The 23,514-nt window shown below is 45.7% G+C and carries 15 protein-coding genes; 2 read left to right on the forward strand and 13 right to left on the reverse strand.

Annotated features, from left to right (window positions below; all coding sequences use genetic code 11):
- Positions 1 to 3: 3 nt before the first annotated feature.
- The 6 genes from SMSP2_RS04455 to SMSP2_RS04480 all read right to left on the reverse strand — a co-directional run bounded on the left by SMSP2_RS04455 (position 4) and on the right by SMSP2_RS04480 (position 11,663).
- A complete protein-coding gene (locus SMSP2_RS04455) occupies positions 4 to 2,280 on the reverse strand; it encodes an alpha-amylase family protein (RefSeq protein WP_146682806.1) in 2,277 nt (758 codons plus the stop codon).
- 26 nt (positions 2,281 to 2,306) lie between these two features.
- Positions 2,307 to 6,386 (reverse strand): right-handed parallel beta-helix repeat-containing protein, encoded by a 4,080-nt coding sequence (locus tag SMSP2_RS04460; RefSeq protein ID WP_146682807.1) that lies wholly within the window; start codon positions 6,384 to 6,386, stop codon positions 2,307 to 2,309.
- Positions 6,387 to 6,484: 98 nt separating this feature from the next.
- Positions 6,485 to 7,369 (reverse strand): prepilin-type N-terminal cleavage/methylation domain-containing protein, encoded by an 885-nt coding sequence (locus SMSP2_RS04465; protein ID WP_146682808.1) that lies wholly within the window; start codon positions 7,367 to 7,369, stop codon positions 6,485 to 6,487.
- A 78-nt stretch (positions 7,370 to 7,447) separates the two neighbouring features.
- Entirely contained in the window at positions 7,448 to 9,682 is a 2,235-nt protein-coding gene (locus SMSP2_RS04470; protein ID WP_146682809.1) for a choice-of-anchor Q domain-containing protein, read from the reverse strand.
- A gap of 10 nt (positions 9,683 to 9,692) precedes the next feature.
- Positions 9,693 to 10,400 carry a PEP-CTERM sorting domain-containing protein gene (locus tag SMSP2_RS04475; protein ID WP_146682810.1) on the reverse strand — a complete coding sequence of 236 codons (708 nt, stop codon included), beginning with the start codon at positions 10,398 to 10,400 and terminating at the stop codon, positions 9,693 to 9,695.
- Between the two features lie 87 nt (positions 10,401 to 10,487).
- A complete protein-coding gene (locus SMSP2_RS04480; protein ID WP_186804858.1) occupies positions 10,488 to 11,663 on the reverse strand; it encodes a GntR family transcriptional regulator in 1,176 nt (391 codons plus the stop codon).
- Between the two features lie 245 nt (positions 11,664 to 11,908).
- On the opposite strand from SMSP2_RS04480, the gene SMSP2_RS04485 reads away from it, so the two are divergent.
- Together SMSP2_RS04485 and SMSP2_RS04490 are read left to right on the forward strand one after the other, a co-directional pair.
- Complete coding sequence (locus SMSP2_RS04485; RefSeq protein WP_146682812.1) at positions 11,909 to 13,672, forward strand: beta-N-acetylglucosaminidase domain-containing protein; 1,764 nt, start codon at positions 11,909 to 11,911, stop codon at positions 13,670 to 13,672.
- Positions 13,673 to 13,737: 65 nt separating this feature from the next.
- Positions 13,738 to 14,796: a transglutaminase-like domain-containing protein gene (locus tag SMSP2_RS04490; RefSeq protein WP_146682813.1), complete on the forward strand. Its 1,059-nt coding sequence runs from the start codon at positions 13,738 to 13,740 to the stop codon at positions 14,794 to 14,796.
- 195 nt (positions 14,797 to 14,991) lie between these two features.
- Here the strand turns inward: SMSP2_RS04490 and SMSP2_RS04495 are convergent, their stop codons facing one another.
- The 7 genes from SMSP2_RS04495 to SMSP2_RS04530 all read right to left on the reverse strand — a co-directional run bounded on the left by SMSP2_RS04495 (position 14,992) and on the right by SMSP2_RS04530 (position 23,479).
- Positions 14,992 to 16,287, reverse strand: a complete 1,296-nt coding sequence (locus SMSP2_RS04495; protein ID WP_186804859.1) for a tetratricopeptide repeat protein — start codon at positions 16,285 to 16,287, stop codon at positions 14,992 to 14,994.
- A 138-nt stretch (positions 16,288 to 16,425) separates the two neighbouring features.
- Positions 16,426 to 17,106 carry an energy transducer TonB gene (locus SMSP2_RS14810; RefSeq protein WP_186804860.1) on the reverse strand — a complete coding sequence of 227 codons (681 nt, stop codon included), beginning with the start codon at positions 17,104 to 17,106 and terminating at the stop codon, positions 16,426 to 16,428.
- 5 nt (positions 17,107 to 17,111) lie between these two features.
- Positions 17,112 to 17,525: an ExbD/TolR family protein gene (locus tag SMSP2_RS04510; protein WP_146682817.1), complete on the reverse strand. Its 414-nt coding sequence runs from the start codon at positions 17,523 to 17,525 to the stop codon at positions 17,112 to 17,114.
- Between the two features lie 12 nt (positions 17,526 to 17,537).
- Entirely contained in the window at positions 17,538 to 18,170 is a 633-nt protein-coding gene (locus tag SMSP2_RS04515; protein ID WP_146682818.1) for a MotA/TolQ/ExbB proton channel family protein, read from the reverse strand.
- A gap of 31 nt (positions 18,171 to 18,201) precedes the next feature.
- Positions 18,202 to 19,644 carry a MotA/TolQ/ExbB proton channel family protein gene (locus SMSP2_RS04520; protein ID WP_186804861.1) on the reverse strand — a complete coding sequence of 481 codons (1,443 nt, stop codon included), beginning with the start codon at positions 19,642 to 19,644 and terminating at the stop codon, positions 18,202 to 18,204.
- A 24-nt stretch (positions 19,645 to 19,668) separates the two neighbouring features.
- Positions 19,669 to 20,484 (reverse strand): DUF3450 family protein, encoded by an 816-nt coding sequence (locus SMSP2_RS04525; RefSeq protein ID WP_186804862.1) that lies wholly within the window; start codon positions 20,482 to 20,484, stop codon positions 19,669 to 19,671.
- 82 nt (positions 20,485 to 20,566) lie between these two features.
- Complete coding sequence (locus SMSP2_RS04530; protein WP_186804863.1) at positions 20,567 to 23,479, reverse strand: TonB-dependent receptor domain-containing protein; 2,913 nt, start codon at positions 23,477 to 23,479, stop codon at positions 20,567 to 20,569.
- Between the last annotated feature and the right edge of the window lie 35 nt (positions 23,480 to 23,514).

A 23,514-nucleotide genomic window follows, 5' to 3' on the forward strand; every position in this document is an offset into this window, starting at 1 on the left:
CCTTTATTTAGACAATTTAATAACTGCATAGAACTTTACTCCCGGTATATTGGACAATCTGCCCGAATCCGCGCTCAATTCCAACTCTTCTTTTGTTTCAGGGCTGAAGAATTCGCATTTTTTTATATTACTGAGATATTTTTTCGGAACCTCAAAACTCCAGCCGTCCTTGATCGGCTTTTGAGAGTGGTTTACCAGATGCAGCACAAATCCATTTCTGCATTCATATGGACGTATCTCTACAGGAGAGCCGGAAAACACATCTTCGTCTGCAAACCTCAGTATCAGTCTTCCCATTTCTGCCGCATCATCGACAACATGTATATTTCCCGCCGTGCTTTTCATTTTATCGAGAAGTGAGACACTTCTGGCCCTGCCGATCTCGTCATAGACAGCAAAATCACTTGTGGCAATCAAAACACCGCCTTCTGAGAGCCAGTCGCTAATTATATCGGCATGATGAGAGCTTAAACACGTAACATTCTGCGCAGCCAGGACTCTGTATCTTCCCAACCGGCTTTCAATACTGTGCTGCCATACACCCTGCAGCGGCAGACCGCTAAGCTGCATATCAGCAGCAAATGAGGGTATAAGCGGCTTGCCCGAATAGTTCCTCGACTGAGGAGAAAACAGAACCGCCGCGGTGCCGACAGGCTGTAACTGCCGAAATAACAACTCATTATCAGCCCTGAATTTCATTAGGGTGCGAATTACCTCACGCGAAGCGGGGTTACTCTCATTTTCTGCAATTCCATGCCATAGAAGCCATGGCTTGGCGTTGTATGCAAGGGTACCTGCTACAGCATGACCGGCCTCAAAAGGCGGGCGCAGAACAACAGGGCTTACATGTTTCTGAAATGTTCCCATATAATTGATCAGCGGCTTATCATCAGCTATTGCGTTTCCAAGCAGCATCTTTGCGCTGAGCTCGGCGGGCCCGGTAACAGAGCCGCTCTCAGAAAAGACGGCCTCCTCGTGTTCGTACTGCAAGTCGGTCGCCAGCCAGAAATTTTTGTAGCGGTACTGTGTATTGGCAAACACCGGCAGAGCTATTTGCTCCCTGAAAACTGCCAGGGCATCTGCCCAGACAATATTTCTCCAGTGGATCCACAAATTATAAAGGTCGCTTTTAACCCCGGGGATATCAATATCTTCTTTTGTGATTTTAAAATGATCGCCAAAAGAATCGCCGAAACGCCTTAGAACATAGTCTTTAAAGTCCGCTCTGCAGGAATCGCAATAGCATGTCACACCCTCGCCTGTACCATCAGAAGAGAGAAATTCATTGTTGTCAAGCATTATCGCGTCGCATTCATAGCTCTCAACCAGAGATTTGGTATATTCGAGTGTGTATTCAAGGGCCCCGGTAGAAGGGCAAAGCCATTCATGTCCGTAATGAGTAATCGGCTTGCCGTATTTATCTCTCTGTGACCATTCGGGGTGTTTCTTTTCAAGAATTCCATTCTGCCACTGCGGGCCGTGTCCCTGATGCATTATGCTGCTGTAGAGTATTATCTTGAGGCCGAGCCGCCGGCATTCCTTGAGCACATCTATGAAATCCTGCTCTGTTACCCCTTTATATCCATATCTCTGAAAGTTAGGCCAGGGCTGAAGCGCTATTGCGGTAATACCGTAGTCTCTGCATATCTGTTCAAGGGGCGGATTTTCTTTATATAATATCTGATACTCATATTTGCCCCACGGCTGAAATATTACTGCATTCTCAAGCCACTGTTCTTTTCTAACCGGTATCTGTTTTAGCTCAATTTCGGGCGGAAGCTCACCTTGGATGACAAATTTAGTGTAATCAGACGTTACCAGTGTTTTTTCTTTACCGTTCTGTTCAAAACTTAAATACTGCCAGGATATTGAAACTCCAAAGTTGGATATTCTTTTCTTAATCTTCGCATAAACAGTTATCTCACTTATCTGCATATCCTTAGGCAAAGTAATTTTCACTTCTCTGTTTACAGCCTTGCAGACATCCATCTGCCAGAGAGTGTCCCCGTTGACCTTTATACCATAAACAATATAGCCGCATGTGCCGCCGTCAAAACTGTCGCTTACCCTCCATCTTAATATACCCCCGGATACAGGCGAGCTGACATCAAAGGCTTTTGAAACCTCCGCTCCGGGCTCTGCAGGCGTTCTGCCGGGCGAAATAAAGGTTAGCGTTTTTCCGTCACTGGTGCCGCCTTCACTTCTCCAGTGAAGATTGCCGGCATTCAAAAACGAGGCGGTAGAAAAAATTGCAACTGCAAACAATAATCTATAATTCATTATAAATCTCAAAATGCTGTCCTTAATCAATTACTGCTGATCTTTAAAACTGAATATGCTTTTATTTCCGGCATGGTAACGGTAATTGAATTACCGTTTCTGCTGTAAAACGGACTGAATGTGCCAGATTCCGGAGTATAAACAATAACATCAATATTACCGGTAAACTCATCGGGGACGGTTACCGACCAGCCCGATAATGCCGTACCGCTATAGTCATGATTCATTGAATGGACAATCATGGTGCCGGCATTATTTTTATACGGAAACAATTCAACAAACTCACCCGGCGTACTTGAAGTAAACCTGTTTCCTGAAAGCTCAGTAACCTTGCTTACAACATTAGAGCTGCCGCGAAGATGTATGTATCCGCTGCCAACGGCATGATCGGCAGAGGATGTATTTGAATTCCACCATTGCGAGACACCTGATATCTCGTTCTCTGAAAGGCCAAGTTTCTCCGATAGAATGGACCTGCTCTGGCTCCTTTCGAAACCAAGCTCATCGTAATCTCCGGCGTCTTTGTATGCCACAAATCTGCCGCCGGACTCAACAAAATCTATAATCACATCCGCGTCTTCTTGTGAGAGACAGCGAGATTCAGTATCCATCATAATAACATCAAATCTTGACAGGTCAGTTTCTCCCAGGTAAATATCTTCTATACCGTCCATAACGATGCCCGCGGCCTGCAAATTCCTTAGAGTAGTGGAAAGATGCGTATAGCCCCTGTATTTGTGGTCGCGTGTAGAAAAAATGTAACCCGTATTTCTATAAGAGGTTAAGTCTTCATATAAATCAGGGTGTTCAGATCTGAACCTGAAGTAATCAGCGATAACATCTCTTGAGGGGCCGTTCTCTGTATCGTAAGAGCTGAAACCATAATAAACCAGCCAGGGGTTTGACAGCCTTGCAAGAGTAGCCGAAATAATCCTTGCAATTTCAGCCGGCGGCTTGAGGTAATTGATATTATCTTCAAAAGTACCTAAATAATTCCAGATCGGCCTGCCCTCGCCAAACGCCTTGCCGAGCATCAGCTTGAGCGTAATGTCCCTTGATACCTTGCCGCGTGTCTCGGAAAGCACTACATCTTCATGTCTAAGCTGCATATCCGTAGCAAGGTGCCAGTTTTTGTACTCATAGGCAGTGTTGGCGAAGAGAAGTACAGGATGTATCTCTTCACGAAAGCGTTCAAGAGTTTTGGCCATTAGCCGGTTTCTCCAGTCCATCCAGACACGGTAAAGCCTTGTATCAGATTGTGTTTCGTCCGGAATCGACGCATTATCAAGCAAAACACCGAACTCTGTTTCAACGGCATCTCCGTAACGGCTTTCCAGATATTCTCTGAATTTAGTTTGAGCCCCCTCGCTGTAGTCGGTCGGGCCGCCGGTAACATTGCCGGCTACATCCCGCCCCCACATCAGTTGACTGTTATCCAGCATAATAGCATCGGGCTGATAGAGCTCTATGAGCTGTTTTGCGTAGGCCAGGGTATAATCAAACCCATCGGTCGCCGGAGAGAGCCATGGATGGCCGTACGTGTTGCATGTAGCCCCATTTGAAGACCGCTGCTGCCACAGAGGAAAGAGTCTGTCCAACAGGCCGGACTCCCATGTTGAAAAATGCCCGCAATGTATTATACTCGAGTAGATTATGATCTTGAATCCCGCTTCTCTGTAGCGGCTGATAGCATCCAGGAATTCCTTGTATTCGAGGTAATAATTCTGTCCCACGCGGTTGTGAGCCTCAAGGGGATTGATTATTATAGTATTGATACCGTAGTTATCACGCAGCATCTCCGGATTATTGCCGATGTTCTCATACGCCAGAATATCCCAGACACTGACTCCCCAGGGCTGAACTATGATTGAGCCTTCAGTCCAGTCAAGCCCCTGCGGCGGCAGAGAATCTATCTTTTTTGCATTATAAGGAGGCTCGGGCGGCAGCCACTGATCACTGCAACTTGAAACTCCGGGGTCGGTACATTCGAGCCATGAATCCGCCAAGACTTGCAAATCCGCGGTATCTACGATATTATCATTATTTATATCACCGGTCTTATCAACTGTATATTTATACGGAAATAATGCTCCGGCATAGTTGACAGTACTATATTCATACGCCCCGATATCAGGGTTTCCAACACGCAGATTGCCGTTAATATCTCTCTTCGGGCTGTTTACCGCAAACCCCTTATTTATAACCGGAGAAGAATCACTTAGTTTACAGTCTGTACCAGATTCAAACAAAGGATCTGCCGACATGTTGGCATATCCCCTGCCGGAATAAGAATCAAGATTGCAGTAGCTGGGGAAAACCTGTGATCCGCTGAACTCATTAAGACCGATAAAATCACAGTTGCCGTTTGCCCATACTATATTGTTGACAAAATCACCTTTGCCTCCCTTGACCGCTGCTCCGGAGAGAATATTATCCACTATAGTATTATTCCTTATAATTCCCTCAAACTGATAAAAGATACCTGCGCAGGAGTTACGTGCAATAATATTATTCTCGCAGAGGCCGCTTAATCTATAGAGCAAGTCACTGCCTGAACAATCGTTATCAATAATTACGTTGTTTATTAAATCGCAGTATTTCTGTTCGGCTGAAGTTATTAAGCTGCCGCCGGAACAAGTGTTATCAGATATATTGCAGTCGCGTACAGTGCCGCTGAACGAGGATATGAGGTTGAGTCCCACACAATCTGTAAAAATGCATCCATCGATCAGGCCGCCGTTGCCTCTGGCATAAACGGCGTATGTAGCACCTGTAACCTTGATACCTTTTATAACAAGATTTGTTACAGCCGGAGCTATATTAAAAGCAACTGTTGAGTTCATAGCCATGACCGTATTTTCAGGCCCGGCTGCTGAACGGATTATAATATCCTGATTAACGATTACGGTGCTGGTTGAAATACCGGGATATACCTCTACAATATCACCCGAACCCGCAGTGCCTGCGATAGTCCTTAGATCTCCAAATTCATGAGTACTAAGGTTGCTGGCATACATGACCTGTGAGACAGTATTGTACTCGTATGCGCCGATATCTGCTGATTCTGTTCCACGGGTATCGCCCTCAATGTCATAAAAGGGAGAATTAGCCGCTTGGGCAGCATCAATACAGACAGAATCCGGCCCTAACCGATAATCGTTCTGCCCTGGATCAACAAAGCCGGGACTGCCAATTATGTTGCCTTCACCGCCAGAGTCTGCTTCCAGCACGCAATAGTTGGCAGGAGAAGACGTGTAGCCTGAAAGCGGCTTTATGCCCCCCTGTGTATTACCCCAGTCAATATTGTTGTATACCTGAGCCTCGCAGCCGTACCATGTACCCGAAGGTGTATTGTTATCTGTAATTGTATTATTTCGTATTATGCCGTCACAAATAACAAAAGACGCGGCACCGGCTGTGTTTGCATAAATCAGATTATTCTCTATTACAGCCGAACAAACGGCAAATATGCTGTTTCCCGACGAAATTATATTGCTTCGTATGATGCATCCGTTTATCCTGCCTCCGGAAAAAACAATAAGACCGTTTTTTGAGGGGGTTTGATTGTTTTCGATAATGCAGTTGTCCAGCAGCCCGTCAAAATCTTCAATTGTATTTCTGCCTTGAGCTCCGGAAAATACACAGTTGCGTATTACCGCTTTGGCGTTGTTGGCCTGAATTGCTCCGTATTCGCCATTTATAAATTCTATCCCTTCTATAAGGCACGCAGCCGTAACCGAAGCATCAAGCACCAGTGATGCCGAGCCTGTACCCGCGGCATCGATAATCACCGTCTCACCAGATACACCTCTTAGATGTATATCTTTATCAATAATGAGCGTACCATGATATATTCCCCCGGCAAGGACAACCTCGCCGCCAACAGGCGTATCATCTATAAGCTGCTGCAAAGTATAGACATCCGCGGCTTTGCCCTCGATCATCTCCGCGGAGAACCAGTCATCTGCCAAAGCGGCCAGGTCAGCAAAATCTACCACGCAGTCTTTATTGAAATCATGTGGATTGTAACCCCATTGCCCGCACTCTATGCCCATGGCATGGAAACAGACAAGAAAACTTATAAATGCTGATTTTAGGTATATCATAGATAAATATTTCGCACGAAAACTGTATTATACCGAAGTGCCTATCTGTAAGCACCGGCTGAAAAAATATGATTAAATGTTGAATAACAGTCTGAAAATCAGGGCTTGTAAGTAGGCGTATAAGGCGCGCCGTATATTGCCCTTGTTTTGGCCTTTGCCGCGTCATTCATGTACCAGAAACTATGAACCGGCATTCCCCTAGGTGTTACTTCCCAGAGATCGGAATATTCCGCAAATTCCACATGTCCGTCAAACAATGCGACATTTGTCCCATTGCCGTGAGAGAGCGGTTTGGCTTCATTATACGGTCTGTCCGGATGACCGGAGAGCAGTGACCTGTTTGAATTACGAATTCGCGTGCTGCTGCCGTCAGCAAAATGAAAGTCAAATTTATAATTTGCATAAGTAGGGCTATAGACATAACTTACCCATGTATCCAAAACAAACATAGCGGTTGCGCCGCGTATTGTTGATATTTTTAAGTTGTTTTTATCGGCGTCTTCAGGGTAAAAGAAAGGCGCTGATATCGTTGTATCTCCGCTGCCTCCTTTAGAGCCCAAACCAAAATGTACGCCAAACCAGGTATCATATTCACCTGTCCAGGTATTTACCTGGTCAGTCGGCCTTTTCCTCGCAGAAGGGCATCTTCTGACATCAGAAAGCCAGACAGAAGAATCATAAAAATTATCACCTATCGAGCCTGAATCGCTCAGGTATGGGGCAAGAAGATTGGCCCAGAACAAAGCCGTGTTTTTATTAGAGCGATACGGCCTGTCAGTAAAGCCTACAACCTCGTCATTATTGCTTGCAGCGTAGGCGTTTAAAGCCAGAGCCCATTGTTTCTGCTTGGAACCGCAGACAATCTTCTTGGCCTGTTCTCTGGCTTTGCTTAGAGCCGGCATCATTATAGCCATCAAAAGAGCAATAATTGAGATAACCACGAGAAGTTCAATCAAGGTAAACGCTTTAGTTTTCGATTTCATAATAATAATCTTTGAGTTTAAGGATTGAAAAATCAGGGCCTTCAAAGCCTTCTTCAAAGGCCCTGATTATATAACGATTTAGAATTCAACCGCTCCGATATCCGGATTGTCATCTCTGCTGTTTCCAGTGAAATCATCTGCCGGAGCAGCTGCCGCATCGCCGGCATCGATTGCCGGTGAACCGCTTGCCGGGGTTAAAATACCATTGGCTGGGTCTGCAAACAGAGTATCCGCAGCAGCATGGTAGATATTTGTTGCGCTCAGCGAAGCGTCTAAAGTATTGTCAAAAATGTTATTTTCGACATTTGAACCTGTTGCAATATCAAATGTACCGCTGCCTACTATAGGAGTTCTGTCAGCGTTGGCAAAGTCAATATTGTTGTAAAAATCTACAGTCTGATTGCCCGCAAGTACTGCGTAATAGCAGTCATTGTCGTACATGGTGTTATTTACAAAACTTGAGCCTTCATAACAGTAGTAGAACATCGCAGAACAGGTATTGCCTGTAAAGATTGAGTTTTCTACATATGCCAGGGATGAGGCAATAAGCCCCCTGCTGGTCGCGCCGGTGTTATTGTTCTCAAATAGAGTCCTCCTCACGGTAACTGTTCCGCCGGGATCGGCTCTCAGGACTCCGGCTTTAACCATTGTATTATTGGCGATGTAGCAATCGTTGATCTCGCCGACAAAATCCTCAATCAGCTCTATATCAGGAGCTGTGGTTCCCGGCTGAGTAATGCCTTCTATCACACAGCCGTTTAAAATAGCCGTTGCCGTGCTTCCGCCGAGAATAGCCTGGTATCCGCCTGTTATCATCAATCCGCTGATTGTGCAGGTGTATTGGGGTGTCGTACCGCCATGAGTCAAGAGTATCGCGGCGTTATCCAAAGGACCGTTGATTACAACATCTGCCGCTGAAAGTCCGGCTGCATGTGTTAGAGTCAGATCATGCGCGGGTATTATGATTGGACCGTCGTACTGGCCTTCATAAACAACAATGGTATCACCCGAAGAGCTTGAATCCAGGGCCCGCTGAATACTGTGATAGCCCTGTCCGGTATTCTGATTTTCACAGATTATCAGCAAATCCTCAGCGCCGTCGGCAAAGGGAACTGTTGAGTTTAGCCAGTTTGAAGCCATTATAGCAAAATCAGCCATACTCACATCGCAGTCCTGATTCAGATCTGCTGCATAGAACCCCCAGGCTCCGCATTCCGTATCGTTGACATAAAAAGCAAGTGCACCTGATACGCCCTGATAATTCAGATTCTCATCAGTAAAACCGGCGTTAAGGTATCCTGTATCTTCGGTGTCAACGGTGTGGTTGATGACGCTTAACTGGTCGTAGCCTTCAAGGCCGTCGTTTTCCACTGCCCAGACATTGACCGTTACAGGATCGTAGCTGGTACCTGTAAAATTCAAAGTCGCACTGTTTACATAGCCCTCACCTACATCGATCATTACATTGTCGTCTGTCTCGATTAGAATATCAACGGGTGAGTTTGGAGCTCGTGAGAGGCCGAGTGAGTAGCTTGTTGTCTCGCCTTCTGCAAGATTGGTTTCTCCTACAACGGCATCAATAGTTCCCGGCACAATTTCCTGCTCTACAATAGTAATCTCATCAAAAGTCATATCATTCAGGCCGTACTCGCCGGTTGTATATGCAGGGCAATAGCCGGTAAAACCTATATACATGACATCAATTGCAGAAGTAGTCATTGTTGCAGTTACAATCAGTTCATCATTCCAGTAAAGGCTGCCTTCATCTGCGACCCTGATCAGCTTGAGAGTGCCTGACGAATTGCTCGGGCCGATTGCATCCGATCTGGTCATATCGCCCGCAAAAACAGGCATGACTGTTGGATCCAAAGAATAACTGATGGTGTATTTACTCTCTTCAATACCCCTGCCCCAGATGCCAAGGCCGAATGCCTTCTGATCAGCGGGTGTAGGTATCTCGCTCAGAGTGGTAAATATGGCCTTTAGTCCGGCTATACCGCCGGTCAGATCGCCCCAGCTCATATCCATTTCAAGAATAAAATCACCTGTTACGGGAGTGTCAAAATTTTTCTCAAAACCAACATAACAATAGGCGTTTGCGTTAGAAGAAGTCAACTCAAGACCTCTCAAGCCGCCGCCTGTCACATCGTAAATAAGCGAGGTGCCGGCACTGCTGTTGGTAAAATCATCCCAGTAAGTCATCTCAAACTCTGACTGAGAAGCATAATCAAATGTCTCAACAAAATCCCCTGCGATAGATACACCCGCAAAGCACAATGCCATAATAAAGGTTAATAAAAATTTGTTTTTCATAATAATCTCCTTATTTTTTACGTTTAATTACTACCGCACCGAGTGCCAGCAACGCAAGCGAAGCCGGTTCGGGCACTACATTTACTAAATCCACTTTCATACTGGGATCATCGGCATCCCATACCCAGCTGAGATTTCTGCCCTGAAAAGTTATACGAACCTCATCGATAGCAGAAGCATCTGTCGCTGTGAGTACCGGAGCACCCTCAAGGCTTACAGTAATCAGATTGGCTGCATCGCGGTCGATATCCCAGCTTAGAGAACCGATATAGTCATCCATTGCGAAAGCGTCTCCGGCATAAGTAGCAGGGCTGTCGCCGGCAAGGTAAACCAGCGGATTACCCCAGTTGCTCGGATTACCGTCAGCTATACCGGCATAACCTCTTAGCGAGCCTCCCGCGTAAAGCCATAACTGGGCATAAGGCATATCTTCTGCATGACTTTGCCTGTAAGACTGTTCAAAATCTATATGAAATTCACCTGTCAAAGCATCAAAAGTCCGGCTCAAATATAAATTCGTCCATTTCAGCGTATTATCTACTGGAACCAGTGAATCCAGCGAAACTTCCGAGCCGCTCTCAACCAAAGTGTATGAATCAACATTAACACCGGATATCACCCAGTCGCTGCTTAGAGCACCATCATCAAAATCATCATAAACTACTGCTGCGTTTATTGTTGCCGCCACTAACACTATTAACATAATCGTTTTTTTCATTTAAATTCTCCTTAATAATTGTCTCACTAACTAATCTTACTTAAACTAACATCAACTTTTAAATTTTAATGGTTTTACCTCCTTTAATTAGAAATTGATTTGAGTTTTATATTCAATATTTCTCTCCAGCCAGCCGGTTTCTATGAGGCTTGCAGGAGTAGATTTACGCAATATGAGTTTGGTTGGAATTATCTCGCCCGGGACAGTCTTACTGCGGCTGTTTTTGATTTCCAGCATCTGTTTAATCGCCCGCTTTCCCATTTCAACCATGGGTATCTGCACCACACTAAGGGATGGTTCAACGTGAGCGGCTAATTCAAAACCGCTTGAGCCTACAACGCTCGTGCCGCCCTCAACTCCTATGGGAATCTGATGCTTCTTTAAGGCCGCCATAGCGCCTATAGCGAGATAGTCGCCTGAACAGTAAATCCCATCCGGTACATTCCCGCTTTTAATCACATCATTAACGGCCTCATAGCCGTTGAGGTCACCGGCTGAATCAAGAATCAAGATTTCAACTTCACTGTCACTGCCCGATAGCCTTAGCCCCTCGAGAAGTCCTTTGTACCTCAATTCTTTGGAAAATATGCCGGCAATCTGAGTTGTCACAAACAAAACCTTGCGGCACTTAATCTCCGCAAAAAGCATCCCAACCATTTTGCTTCCTTCAAGATAATTCGCGGAAACATAATTATCCATGGTGTTGGCGCATGGCCGGTTGATTGTTGTGAAGGGTATGCCGCATTCTCTAAAAAGGTTGCACATGGTGTAATTATCAGTAAACGGAAACGTTATAACGCCGTCAACCCTGTCTTTTATCTGCATCAGCTTACTTGAAAGGCTTGAAAGCTCAAGGGACTCATTCACCAAAAGCAAATCAACGCCATGCTCTGCGGCCTCTATCCTCATGCCGTGCACAATACGGGTTGTCCAGCTTTCGGTATGCTGTGTTAAATCTACTTCACTCTGGCCGTCCAGGACAGCTATAGTCCCGGTTCCCCCGCCAATCTGCTCATCTTCGGTCTCGTAAGGCAGCCTTTCCAAAAAAGTCCCCTTCCCAACATGACTGCTGAGCATACCGTCTTCTTTCATTATTGACAGAACCCTCTGTATGGTCTTATCGCTCACTGAGAACTGAGCAGCAAGCTCTGTAACAGATGGCAGCTTGTCACCTACAGAGTAGCCGCTGCTCAAAATTTCATCTCTAATTTTTTTGCCTACTGAATCAATCAGAGGCGTAGAATTTCTAATTTGTAAGGCCAAATCTAATATCTCCAAAATAAACACAAAAACATGTTAAACCATCCATAGTACACCGTCAAGAATAAAATACTATTTTTTCTACTATTTTCAATTTAATTATTGAATTGAGCTGAAAAACGGCTAAAATCCTTCTAAAACAGTGTCAGACTAAAGAAATTACGTACTATATTTACTATAATCTTTCTTTTGACATTTGAAAATTGTAAAATTAAATTTTTTTTAATTCAAAGATTATGAGGTAATCTATGCAAATCACCTGCCAAAAAACTATTCTTGCCGTTCTTTTAGCCTTCTCATCTGCAGGCCTTTTTGCCGCAAATGTGACAACATTAAACGGCACAGACTTTAAGGGAGCTGACCATTTTCGTGATATAGTACAGGACCGCCAGAATGTCGGCAGTGTGTACCCTGTTGAAAGCAAAAGGAACACACTTACAGCTGAATTCGAATTAGAACCCTCTGCTGATAATTTTTTCGTATATATAAACGGCAGTTATTACAAAAACCCTCAGAAACACTCAGTAAACTTCTGCATCAACGAAACATCATTTTACAAAGGCAATACAAAGTTTTCAAACGGTAAATGGAGCTGGGAAACTTTTACCGTTTCATCTGATGTACTAACCGAAAAAAACACAATTAAACTTGAAAACCTCGAAGAAAAAGGCCTTTACGGCGACACCGGCTGCTTCATGGTATGGCAATGCGTAATCTCAGAAAAACCGCTCGAACCCGAAAAACTCCAGCCTGACCCGCTTGAACAGTTCGGTTTTGACCTTGAAGCAGGGCAATATAATTTATTTACTCAAGGACCAAAACCCGGCTTCAAATTCAGGGGAATTAAAGGGTGGAACTTCTCTGTAGAGGACTACATGGATATAATACCGTTCATGGCAGAAAATAAAATGAATTTCCTAATGAACTGCTATCTTTCGGTATTCCCAAGAACAGAAAAAATGCTCACATTTGAAAACTGCCTCGTGCCGCACCACAACAACTGGTGGGAAGACATAAGTAATTCTGAAAAGGAAGGCTACGAAAAAATAGTGCAGCGATGCAGAGAGAATGACATCATATTCTGCTTTTCAATGAATCCGAATTACCATTCTACAAGGGCCTTTGATTATAAAAATGAGCAGGATTTCAACGATCTGCTCAAGCATTATCTCTGGGCGCAGTCTATCGGTGTCAGATGGTTCAATGTATCTTTTGATGATATAAAAACCGGAATTGATCCCAAGGGTCAGGCGCAGAGCGTCTCAAGGCTTCTGGGTATTCTGCGGGAGAGAGACAGCGAAGCCCAGATGATTTTCTGCCCAACCTATTATCGCGGCCCTTATAATGACAAGGAGAGGGAGTATCTTGAAGCACTCAAAGAACACCTGCCGGAAGATACATATATATTCTGGACAGGTGCCGGCAGAAACCAAAGGATTACCAAAGAAGAAGCCGCTGAGTATAAAGAAGCAATCGGAAGGCGTCTGATCCTGTGGGACAATTATCCGGTAAATAACGGATCAAACACAATGCATTTAGGACCTCTGATCGGCAGGGATCCCCAAATCGCCCAAATTGCTGATGGGTACATCTCAAACCCGATGTGGCCGCAGGTTTCATTAAATCAGCTCCCGCTGATAACCGCGGCGGATTTCGCTTATAACCCCTGGCAATACGACGCGAGAAAGTCAATAGCCGCCGCGATAAAAAAACTTACAAATTCAGAGAAACAGGCTCAGATTATCAGAGAGCTTGTGAACCTCTACCAGGGAAAGATTTATTACAACCGCGAATCAGGATTCAACTCTTTTGTATATAAATTTAATAAGATAACAGAGATAGAGCACTCCAGGACAATAGCTAAGGCTTTCATAAAACACAGTGAAACTGTACTTGAAGACGCGGCGGAAAACCTGCCTGACGATAAATTCAAATTTGCCAGACAAAGGCTTTCAAGTGACTTAAAAGCAATAAAGAGAACCTATGACAGAGTTTACGGCACAATTGAATAATTATACACTTCAGGACAATGATCCGATTAATCTACAATGATTAATGTAAACAGAAAGCAAAAAGTATGATTTTCAATATAAAAAATTGGACAGTCACAATAGTTTCAACATTATTATTTTGCAATAACTTTGCTGCCGCCGAAGAAAAATTATCATTCAGCAGGTACCATCAAGTTTATGGCCCCGTGTATTCTATTGGAATCAAAGACCTTAGTTTTGATAATAAATCTTCTAAAGCAGAAATACTGCTGTTTTGCACTGAGAAGTACAGATTTTTCTATCAGGGAAAAGAAATACAATTAAACAACGGCATACTTTCTATCCCTTTCGAAATAGCAGACAGTGAAACAATCATAAAACAGACAATAGACGTGTTTTGCGCAAAGCAGCAATTCTTCATTGAATTAGAATACTTCTCTCCGAAATATTTTCAGAAGGTAGGAAAAGATTATTATAAAGATGGTTATCTTATTTTGAACACGGATTTGCCCAGGTTGTCAACGCCGAAAACTTACCTTGACCTAAATTACAAAAACGAGCTTTTAGATTTATTGCAGCCCTACGATTCGAAAGCACCTTTAAATGAACATTTTCTGAACATAGTAAAAAAACAGATTGACATTCTTCATCAGGCTCCCAAACATAAGGGACCACCCATCGGGACTTTCAAAGACGGATATTTATTTTTAAAAGCTGCAATTGATAGCACCCACAGCTTCAGTTGCAGCGGTAACAGTTTAATGATTCGCGATTGTTTGCGTGCGGTTGGAATTCCTGCAAGAAATGTCGCAATGGTTTGTTCCAAAAAAGTCAGCAACAACAACCTTGTAATTCTTGAGTCCCAAGGGCATACGACAAACGAAGCATTTATTAATGGTAAATGGCAGTGGTTTGATGCGTATTTTAATTATCTTTACGCCAAAGACAAAAAAGGAGGGAATTTTCTAAATACGTGGGAACTAATTGACCACCTTGCAAACCCGCTCAAAAGAGATAGATTATTATTCGGGGTATATGATCCCGAAAAAAAGCTGTATTCGGAGTTAACTCTTGATGAATCCGTCAGCCTGAGAAGTACAATCAACAGGTACTTCACTACTGACAAAGATTTGATTTTCAGGTAACCCAAATTTCTCACTTAGTGTTCAAAAACAGGAAAAATATTTTCTTTTCACCGTTTGCTGCCTCCCAGAGGGTTTTTGATCCCGGATTTAGTCTTGGCACAGACCTGCCCTATTGAACCTAAATTCCTCAGTTAATTAGAGCCTGTGTACTTGTCAAACGTTCATGAGACCGCTGGAAAACTCCATGTTTAGCCTCTATTTCGATTTGGCTACACGCTCAACCTGTTCGAGATATTCCTGAATATTATCACGATATTTGATCTTTTGTGCTCTTCGCAGCAGCGGCAGGGCCTCGCTGTATTTGCCAAGTCGGACAAGCAGCTGTGCATGCCGAACCATTGCTTCTGCCTCGAAGCCCTCTATGCCCGCGGCCTGCTCATAATAGAAAATTGCCTTATCCGGATTCTCTTTTCGCGCGCTGTGTTGTCCAAGCAGAATAAGTGCTTCACCATCAAGAGGATCCAGCTCTACTATCTTTTCAAGTATTTCTGCCTCCCGGTCATCGCCAGAGCCCGAGGCAACCGCAAGCCTGGCACTGAGCTTGAGAACATCAATCTTTGTCTCCTGATCCATATTGTCAGCATAAGTTGTGTTCACAGCATCCAAGAGCCTTGCGGTATGATCAAACTGCGATCTGGCCGTAAGCGCTTTTGCCGCACGCAGAGCCCTCTCGAGCGACGAATCCGGATCGAGTTCCATCGCTTCGATATAGAGATCTGCTGCCAGGCCAAAAAGCCCCTCGTTGATGTAAATATCCCCAAGCAGATTAAGTGTATCTGCCGTAGAGCCGCCGAACTGTCTGACGATTTCAAAGGCCTGGGCAGCTTCCATAGGTTTAGCTAAACCTATATAAGCATTGGCTTTGAGAAGCCAGAGGTCTGTATTTTCAGGGTTCTCACGTATCAGAAGTCCACACAAAGCCGCTGCCTCTGAAAATCTCTCTTGTTTGAAGAAGCTGCGGGCAAGCCCCATCTTCCAGTCGAGAGTCAGCGGATCGAGCATAATCGCCATCCGATACGCCGATTCCGCCGAGATGCTGTTCTCAATCGACGAATAAGAAAACCCCAGAAGACCGTATGTCACCGCATCACCGCCGCCAAGCTCAATTACCCTTGTAAGCGAATCTACGGCCTCGGTATAATCGGCCTTTCTGACATGTATCAGCGCCAGGTTTCGCCATGCCCGCCGAAATTTATCATATTTGGATACCGCTTTTTCGTAGTACAGTGCCGCCTCATCGAGCTCTTCGGCCTGGAAATAAATGTTGGCAAGGGTAAAATCGAAGACCGCAGTTGCCGCTTCGTTATCCTCGAGCGCCTCTTTGAGAACTTTTTCGGCCTGCAAAACATTATCATCGGATATCAGCTGCATTATCTCCAGCAGCTCTTCACGTTCATCTGAGGTTACTGTGGGCTCGATATCTGTTTCGGCAATATAACTCTGGGTAAACCTGCGCCTGAACTCTTGATCGTTCCAGATATTAAGCTCCATCGGTTTTAGGCCTGAGAATCCTCGTAATTTCAGCGGGATATCGTCCCGGGCTGAAGCTGTTGCCGTAAAACAAGAAGATAAAACGACTAACAAACAGTAATATTTAACGTGAACACTTGAATAAATAAATTTCATACTTTAGTTTCCTTTGGGAAAAGTAAACGGGACACGCATTCGGAACCTGACGGGTTTTCCGTTGCGTTTGCCGGGTTCAAATTTCCATTTTTTAATAGCTTTTAGTGCCGCTTCTTCGAATATTGGATCAGAGGACTTCTGTATAACCGGGTTTTCAACCCTGCCCTGCTGATTAACAATAAATATTATATACACTGTTCCGGGGGCCCGCCGGCGAAGCTGCGGAGTAAGCACCGGACCGGGCTGATAGACAATCCGCGGCTTCTGGTCGAGATCGGCAACCGAAAAAAGCGCATCAATATCATTGCCGCTTTTGACGGCATTATCTATCTTCATCGTAAAATCACCCTGCATCCAGCCATCACCCAAGCCTGGATTGAGTGCAACTGTAAGCTGCTCAAGTGTCATTGGGGGCGCTTCCTCGGTGAGCTCTGGCGGTGTTTCCTCCGGTTCAGGCTCTTCTTCCGGTTCTTCCTCGGGCGGCGGGGGCGGAGCGTCAAGTTCTGCTGTATCTACCGTCTGGATAGTGAGATCCGCCACAGGAGGTTTTGAGATGGTCTGCATCAGCGGCAGCACAAGAAACAGCGCCAGAGTGAGCACGGCAGCGCCGCCGCAAGATACAATTCTTGTCAGCAAAGACTTGATAATGGCTATTGGTGTTTTCTTTGAATTGCGAAATGCCATTTAATCTAATCCTGAGATTTCCTTGTTGCCAGGCTTACCTTTGCGGCGCCTGCAAGTTTTGTTTCATCGATAAGTCTTACCAGCAATCCGGAATTTACTTCCTGGTCTGCCTGTATAATGACAGGCACTTCCTCCTTCTGGAGAATCCGCTTGACCAGCGGACGGACGCCGCTGAATCCTATCTCTCGCCCGCCGTAAACGACCTCGCCCTTTTTAGTCAGCGCCAGCAGTATGCTGGTTTTCTCCAACTGTACAGAGCTTGCCGCCTGGGGCTTATCTACCTCAACACCGGTTTCCTCGACAAATGTTGTCGTAACTATAAAGAAAATCAGCAGAATAAAAACACAGTCCATCAGCGGCGATATATCAATAGCGGCCTCATTGCCTTCCTCTGCCGCGATTTTACGAAAACGTCCCATATCTATATCCTCTTAAGCCGAAGCTTTCATGCGAAGCTTTTTATAAAGCTTCTGGTTACATACTGTTTCCACGTGTGCCAAAAATGCCTTGTAACGGTCATGCTTTCGTGTCAGGTGATACTGGAAAAACAGCCCTGCAAGTGCCACAACAAGGCCTGTCTCAGTGGTCACAAGTGCCTCTGAGATACCTTCAGCCACAAGGCCCATGGTCTTATCCCCGCCAGAGCCGGAAGCAAGGGCAGAGAAAGTAGAAAGCATACCAGTTACAGTACCGAGAAGCCCCAGAAGAGGCGCAATTCCGACGCAAATCTTCATCACCTTCAGGTCTCTCTCGAAGGGTGCGATTTCGGTTGCATGGAGCTCTTCGAAAAATTCTGCGGTATCCTTTATGGTTTCGCCGCCGGTGACAAAATCCAGCAACCGCCCGATATGGCCGCGGCGATGTTGGGGGTGGTTTATCCAGTGCCGCCATTTATTCTCACGCACCCTGGTAAAGCCCCTGCCGCTGAGCCGTATTGAAACGTTCAGGCCAAGTGTGAACATCACCAGAGATGTTGCTGCAATGGCTATCATTGCCCACCCTCCGGCCTGCCATATTTCTACCGCCTGCTGCAAAAGTGAAGATTGTTCGTATAAATTATTCATTTAGATGCACTTGTTTCGTTATGTTGATCAATTAAGCCGCCTCAGAATCATCGTCTTGAGAATCTTTAGCCTTATATGGAGTTTTGCTTATCTGGTTGACAAGCGACATAGCTGCCTGTTCCATCTGATTAACAATGCTCTTGGCCCGCCTGGAAAGAAAAGCGTGTATAAGCAGCGACGGGATTGCTACGATAAGTCCGAACTCGGTTGTTATAAGTGCCTCCGATATGCCGCCGGAGAGCGTCTTAACATCGCCGGAGCCGAAAACTGTTATCAGCTTGAATGTGTTAATAATACCCGTAACCGTACCCAGAAGCCCCAGAAGCGGTGCAGATGCCGCGCAGATAGCTATGAATGAAAGCCATCTCTCCAACTTGAGACGTGTTGAAAGTATCTGCTCATACATCACCTCTTCAACCAGCTCACGCGGCTCTTTCATATGCTCAACACCGGCTCGCAGCATTCTGCCCACAGGTCCTCTGATTTTAGCGGCTTTATCCATTGCGGATTTCTGGTCTGATTTTGTAACGGTATTCATCACCTCGCCAAGTTTTTTTCGAGAGGGTGTGCGAACCATGGACATGGCTATCCACTTATACACAGCAACCAGCAAGGCAGCCCCGGCCATGGCAAATATAGGGTACATGACCACACCGCCCTTCTTGACGTGTTCAATAAACGTCTCATGTGTATCTTCGATCTTGTGCGCATTGCCCAGAGTTGGGTCAAGCGGCAGAAAACCTCTGGATTCCTGCACAACCTGTGCCGCGGCGTGTGTATCATCGGGATTTCTGAATTCAATAATCGCCGCCTCAAGAGAACCAAGCCGCTGCTGCGCAGTTCCTGTATTTTTCCCGTCATCCGACTGAAAGATGACTACGGGCCCGGCTGCGGCAAACGTGCCGTGATGTATGGAGCCGCTGGAGTCTGAGGCGGTTCCGTCAAACTTCGTACCGTTCAGGGCGTCATAGAGCCTCTCAAGAGAGAGCTCAAGAATTGCCGCCTGGGCATTATAAACCTGCTGCTGCGAAAGTGCCGTATTCTCTGCCGCGAGCTTTGCTTCTTCGAGCGGTTTACGGTATCGCTGAATCTCAGAGATGTGAAGCCGTGACTCGAAATTGCGTATATACTCGCCGAGCAGATTTGAAAGGTAATTGCCCTCATCGCGGCGGGAGTCGATCTCGTTTTTAAGGTTGCTCAAATCCAGCGTCCTGCTGTCAAGAAGCCTTGTGGCCTGCTGATACTCAAGGCGAACCTCCACCAGCTGAGACTCGAGGTCCCTGAGTTTGCGGCTGAGAGGAATTTTCTCTTGCGCCATCTTTTCACGAAGCAGCGCGAGCTCACTTAGGCTTTCATCAAGCCGGGCCCTGATGGATTCGGATGCGTTTTCAAAACTCGCTTCCCGGGCGTAACCTGATGCACAGGGTAAAACAACCGCCAGAACCGACACTATTATAAACAGGTAATTCTTCATTATAAATTTCCACATATTTCTGAATTATTTAATTTCCATTGGCACCTGAACAAACGAGGCCACTTTTTCGTTATTCAAAATCGCTATTAGTTCGAGCACCTCGACGGCGATATCGTTATCGGGTATCCACTCCCACCTGAGTTCTGAAGCAGTTCCCATACCCGCTACAACGCCATTGGCGCTGGCGTAGTAGCCGTGGCTTATGCCCAGATACAAGGCCGTTACCTCAACTGAGTTACCGTAAGGCATAGTACGAATTTCTGTGCTTAGAGTGATCTCACTGTTAAACTTATTCACTTCATTTAGGATACCCACAATATTCTGAAAACGCTCAGAAACCGAAAGCTCAGTTTCATCCGGATTCGCGGGCACACGCTGGCTAAGAGGCTTTACGTGCTCGCTGATAGGGCCCGGTACACGTTTGAGAAGCTCAAGCGTGCGGCTCTCAAGCGTGCTTAGAACACCGTTTAGTGAGTCCGTTGCATCTTTGAGCCGGTCATTCTCTTTGATCATTTTATCACGTTTCTTGTCCGCTTCGGCGATGCTTTTCTTTGAATCTGATATCTTTTCTTTGAAAGATTCAATCTCCTGCTCAACGAGTTTAATCCTTTCGGCGAGCATCTCTTTTGAAAGCTCAAAATCACGTTTTTCACTGGATATTATCCGCTCGGTCTCCACCCACTGCTCGATAAGAGCCTGGGCATTGTCTATCTGAGCGTCTCGGTCCTCAGCCGCAGCAACAGTGGCAAATGCAGCATAAGCAACTAAAACCACGAAACATGATACTAAACTGATTCCGGGACGATTTTGGCATATTTTATCTTTTGTTTTTTCTCTCATATTAAAGTTCCATAAATGTTTTATAAGTAATGTTCTGTATTTTCTAATGCTCTGGTTTCTTCTTGCAGATATCTGCCGGCCTTTAGAAATTCGCTGTGACCGAAACTGAAAATGCCATCCCTTTCGTATAAGAGCTCTTGGTAACATCGCCGTCTATGTAATCGGAGCGGTAAACTGTGTCGATTTCCGGGTCAAGTAGGTTTTTTGCCTGGAATTTTAGTTTCATGTTTTTGTTGAGTTTATGCGAAAGGGTAAAATTAAGTGTACCGAATTGCTTTTCATAAACATCTGGGATATAGTTTCCGTTGGACTGACCGGCACCGGCAGCAAGGGTGTCACCCCGAACAGTGTAAAAAAGGCCCACATTTGTATCTTCAAAGCCGATATGATCAAGATCATAGGTGAGAAAAAGATTGTATAAATGCTCGGGGGCATTTGTCATGTCGCGTTTTCTCGTAGGAGCCTGAATATTGGGCTCGTCGAAATCATCCGCCTCATCGTCAGGAAGAGTCACTTCAGACGAGATGAAAGTTGCGTTTGCGCCTGCGGTAAGTCCTGCCAAATCCTCCCAGAAATTTCCCAGTTCCTGACGAATTTCAAATTCCCAGCCGGATATTTCACCCTCTGGATAATTTACCGCGGTGGTGTAGGTGATTCCGGCGTTACGCTGCACGTATTCGATGGGGTCGGTTACATCTTTGAAAAAGTAAGACGCTGAAATAAGACTGCCTTCATACGGTGTAAAATCGCATCTTAAATCGTAATTCTCCAGTGCACTCATTGTCAGCTCCGGGTTACCTACGAACACATCACCGCCGAGATAATCCTGCTGCTTAACCGGTGTAAGCTCTTTGAATGTCTGGCGGGCCACTGTCTCGCTATACGAGCCTCGTATCTTGACCTCTTCAAACAGGTCATATTCAAAACCGATCGAGGGGAGTGTATCGTCTTGTGAGAAAAATACATCCGCATCGCCTGGGTTTATAATTACAGAACCGGCACTTCCCGGAGGAATCCATGTCGCATTGGCCTCCGGCTCTATTATAGTGGAAAGATCGGTATATTCGTGCCTGAGGCCGCCGATAAGGTTCAATTTTGAATCCAGGGGCATATCAACCATATAATAGAAAGCACGAATCTTTTGTGAGCCGTCATAGTTTACATCAATCAGCGGGTCCTGCATCTCGTGATATTCATCGGGGAAAACCTCACTCCACGAATCGTTCCAGTCTCCGGCAAACGAATTGTTGGGGTCATTTAGGTTGCTGAATGAATCCTGTGTATATTCTCTGGTCAGCTCGTCATTGAAAAAGCCGAACTTGAAGTAACCTTCGTTGTCGCTCCACTGCGTAAAGGGCATTTTCAAATTGATGAAAAGCTGGTCGCTGTCTTCCTGTATATTCTTCCATATTCTCTGCAGGTTGCCCAGCCTTGCGCCGCCGTCGGCTTTGAGCTGGCGGAATTCCGCCGGCTTACCCGGTATGGTGTAAGGCGGTATCCACGGAGGAAAACCCGGATTCAATGTTTCAGGAGATGCCGGATACCACACTGAGCCGAACTGCCTCTTATCCGGCTGATCCAGCTCCGCTCCGCTGACCGCGAATGTCCAGTCAAGCTCCGGATTGCTGAAAGAGAGCATATCGCCGATCTCCCAGTCAGGGTCGAAAAGCCGGTGTGTACCGTTGAACTGAATGGTCTCTGTTGTTCTCTCGGTATATTCCAGCGTTTCGCTTCTAAGATACGGGGCTTCATCAGGATTGACATCGCCGGGACGGTTATAATCGTAGCCGGGAAAATAATGCTGTTTGCCCCTGGTATCCTCGGCTAGCGTCCTGACATCGTCAACCACCTTTGTCTTCATATACATAAAACCTAAAGTGTGGTCTTCATACTCAATGCCTAAAGCACCAAGACTGCTCCACTTCAAAGATTCTCTGCTTTGTGCAATATCATAAAGCGATGTTTTAAATTTGCCCTGCCGAGGCGTTCCATCATTGTATTGCGGGCTCATGCCGTCTCCTGGGTTTTCAACCCAGTATTTATCATCTATTTTATCGTCGGTAAAGAAACTCTCCCGTTTGTAATACATGCTGCCAAAGGCACCGATTCTGAAATCCTCATCAAGGTTCCAGCTTCCCCCGCCGGAAACTGAAAATTTGTAATCCTGGGGTGCACTGTTCTCTCGCGGGCCGACGGCTCCGTTCCAGTCGGTTCCCAGCGGCTCAATGGCCCTGTCCTGCTCGGAGCTGCCGAAAAAATCAAACCCAGATTCGTCATAATCAAGAAAGCTGCCGTCCGAATCCCTGACACTTGTATTATAGGTGTATTCACCGCCTATACTCAGGCTGAACTGCTCGGGTATGCTTCTGGTGATAAGATTGACCGCCCCGCCTGAGGCATCTCCCTGCTGATCCGGGGTAAACGTCTTGCTTACCTGTATGCTTTCAATTATGTCTGCCGGGAACTGATCAAGCTGAACCGCACGCTTGTCCGCATCAGCCGTGGGAAGGCGGACACTGTTGATCTGTGAGTTTACATACCTGTCAGGAAGCCCTCGTATGGTTGCATACTTGCCGTCCTGAACAGTGGCGCCTGTAACCAGATTCAGTGCACCTGCCGCATCACTGGCACCTGCCCGGCTCATCAAATCAGCACTTATTGAATCAAGCAGAACCGGACTTTCCATTCGCAAATCAAGCAGAGCCGCTTCTGTTCCGCCGCCAAACTGGATGTCCTGAACAATAAACTCCTCCATCTGGGTGAACTCACCTGAAAGAGAAATATCAAGATCTCTAAGCATCCCGGAGACCACTACAACATCGGCCTTTACGACCCGGTTATAACCGTCTTTGTGAAAGACGAGCGTATATGCACCGGCAGCAACATCGCTGATCAGATAATTACCTTCGTCGGTGGACTCGACTGTCTGTTCTGTTTCAAGTATTGTAATCTTGACGCCTGGCAGCGGAGCATCGAAGTCTCTGTCTAATATCATACCCCGGATACTGCCGGTCTGATCAGCCGAAAAAG

Source organism: Limihaloglobus sulfuriphilus, assembly GCF_001999965.1.
Classification (GTDB): domain Bacteria; phylum Planctomycetota; class Phycisphaerae; order Sedimentisphaerales; family Sedimentisphaeraceae; genus Limihaloglobus; species Limihaloglobus sulfuriphilus.

What these genes read in the sequence shown, in the direction of transcription:
- SMSP2_RS04455 (WP_146682806.1), bottom strand. Translation starts at nt 2,280, where the DNA reads ATGAATTATAGATTATTGTTTGCAGTTGCAATTTTTTCTACCGCCTCG.
- SMSP2_RS04460 (WP_146682807.1), bottom strand. Translation starts at nt 6,386, where the DNA reads ATGATATACCTAAAATCAGCATTTATAAGTTTTCTTGTCTGTTTCCAT.
- SMSP2_RS04465 (WP_146682808.1), bottom strand. Translation starts at nt 7,369, where the DNA reads ATGAAATCGAAAACTAAAGCGTTTACCTTGATTGAACTTCTCGTGGTT.
- SMSP2_RS04470 (WP_146682809.1), bottom strand. Translation starts at nt 9,682, where the DNA reads ATGAAAAACAAATTTTTATTAACCTTTATTATGGCATTGTGCTTTGCG.
- SMSP2_RS04475 (WP_146682810.1), bottom strand. Translation starts at nt 10,400, where the DNA reads ATGAAAAAAACGATTATGTTAATAGTGTTAGTGGCGGCAACAATAAAC.
- SMSP2_RS04485 (WP_146682812.1), top strand. Translation starts at nt 11,909, where the DNA reads ATGCAAATCACCTGCCAAAAAACTATTCTTGCCGTTCTTTTAGCCTTC.
- SMSP2_RS04490 (WP_146682813.1), top strand. Translation starts at nt 13,738, where the DNA reads ATGATTTTCAATATAAAAAATTGGACAGTCACAATAGTTTCAACATTA.
- SMSP2_RS04495 (WP_186804859.1), bottom strand. Translation starts at nt 16,287, where the DNA reads ATGGAGCTTAATATCTGGAACGATCAAGAGTTCAGGCGCAGGTTTACC.
- SMSP2_RS14810 (WP_186804860.1), bottom strand. Translation starts at nt 17,106, where the DNA reads ATGGCATTTCGCAATTCAAAGAAAACACCAATAGCCATTATCAAGTCT.
- SMSP2_RS04510 (WP_146682817.1), bottom strand. Translation starts at nt 17,525, where the DNA reads ATGGGACGTTTTCGTAAAATCGCGGCAGAGGAAGGCAATGAGGCCGCT.
- SMSP2_RS04515 (WP_146682818.1), bottom strand. Translation starts at nt 18,170, where the DNA reads ATGAATAATTTATACGAACAATCTTCACTTTTGCAGCAGGCGGTAGAA.
- SMSP2_RS04520 (WP_186804861.1), bottom strand. Translation starts at nt 19,644, where the DNA reads ATGAAGAATTACCTGTTTATAATAGTGTCGGTTCTGGCGGTTGTTTTA.
- SMSP2_RS04525 (WP_186804862.1), bottom strand. Translation starts at nt 20,484, where the DNA reads ATGAGAGAAAAAACAAAAGATAAAATATGCCAAAATCGTCCCGGAATC.
- SMSP2_RS04530 (WP_186804863.1), bottom strand. Translation starts at nt 23,479, where the DNA reads ATGATATTAGACAGAGACTTCGATGCTCCGCTGCCAGGCGTCAAGATT.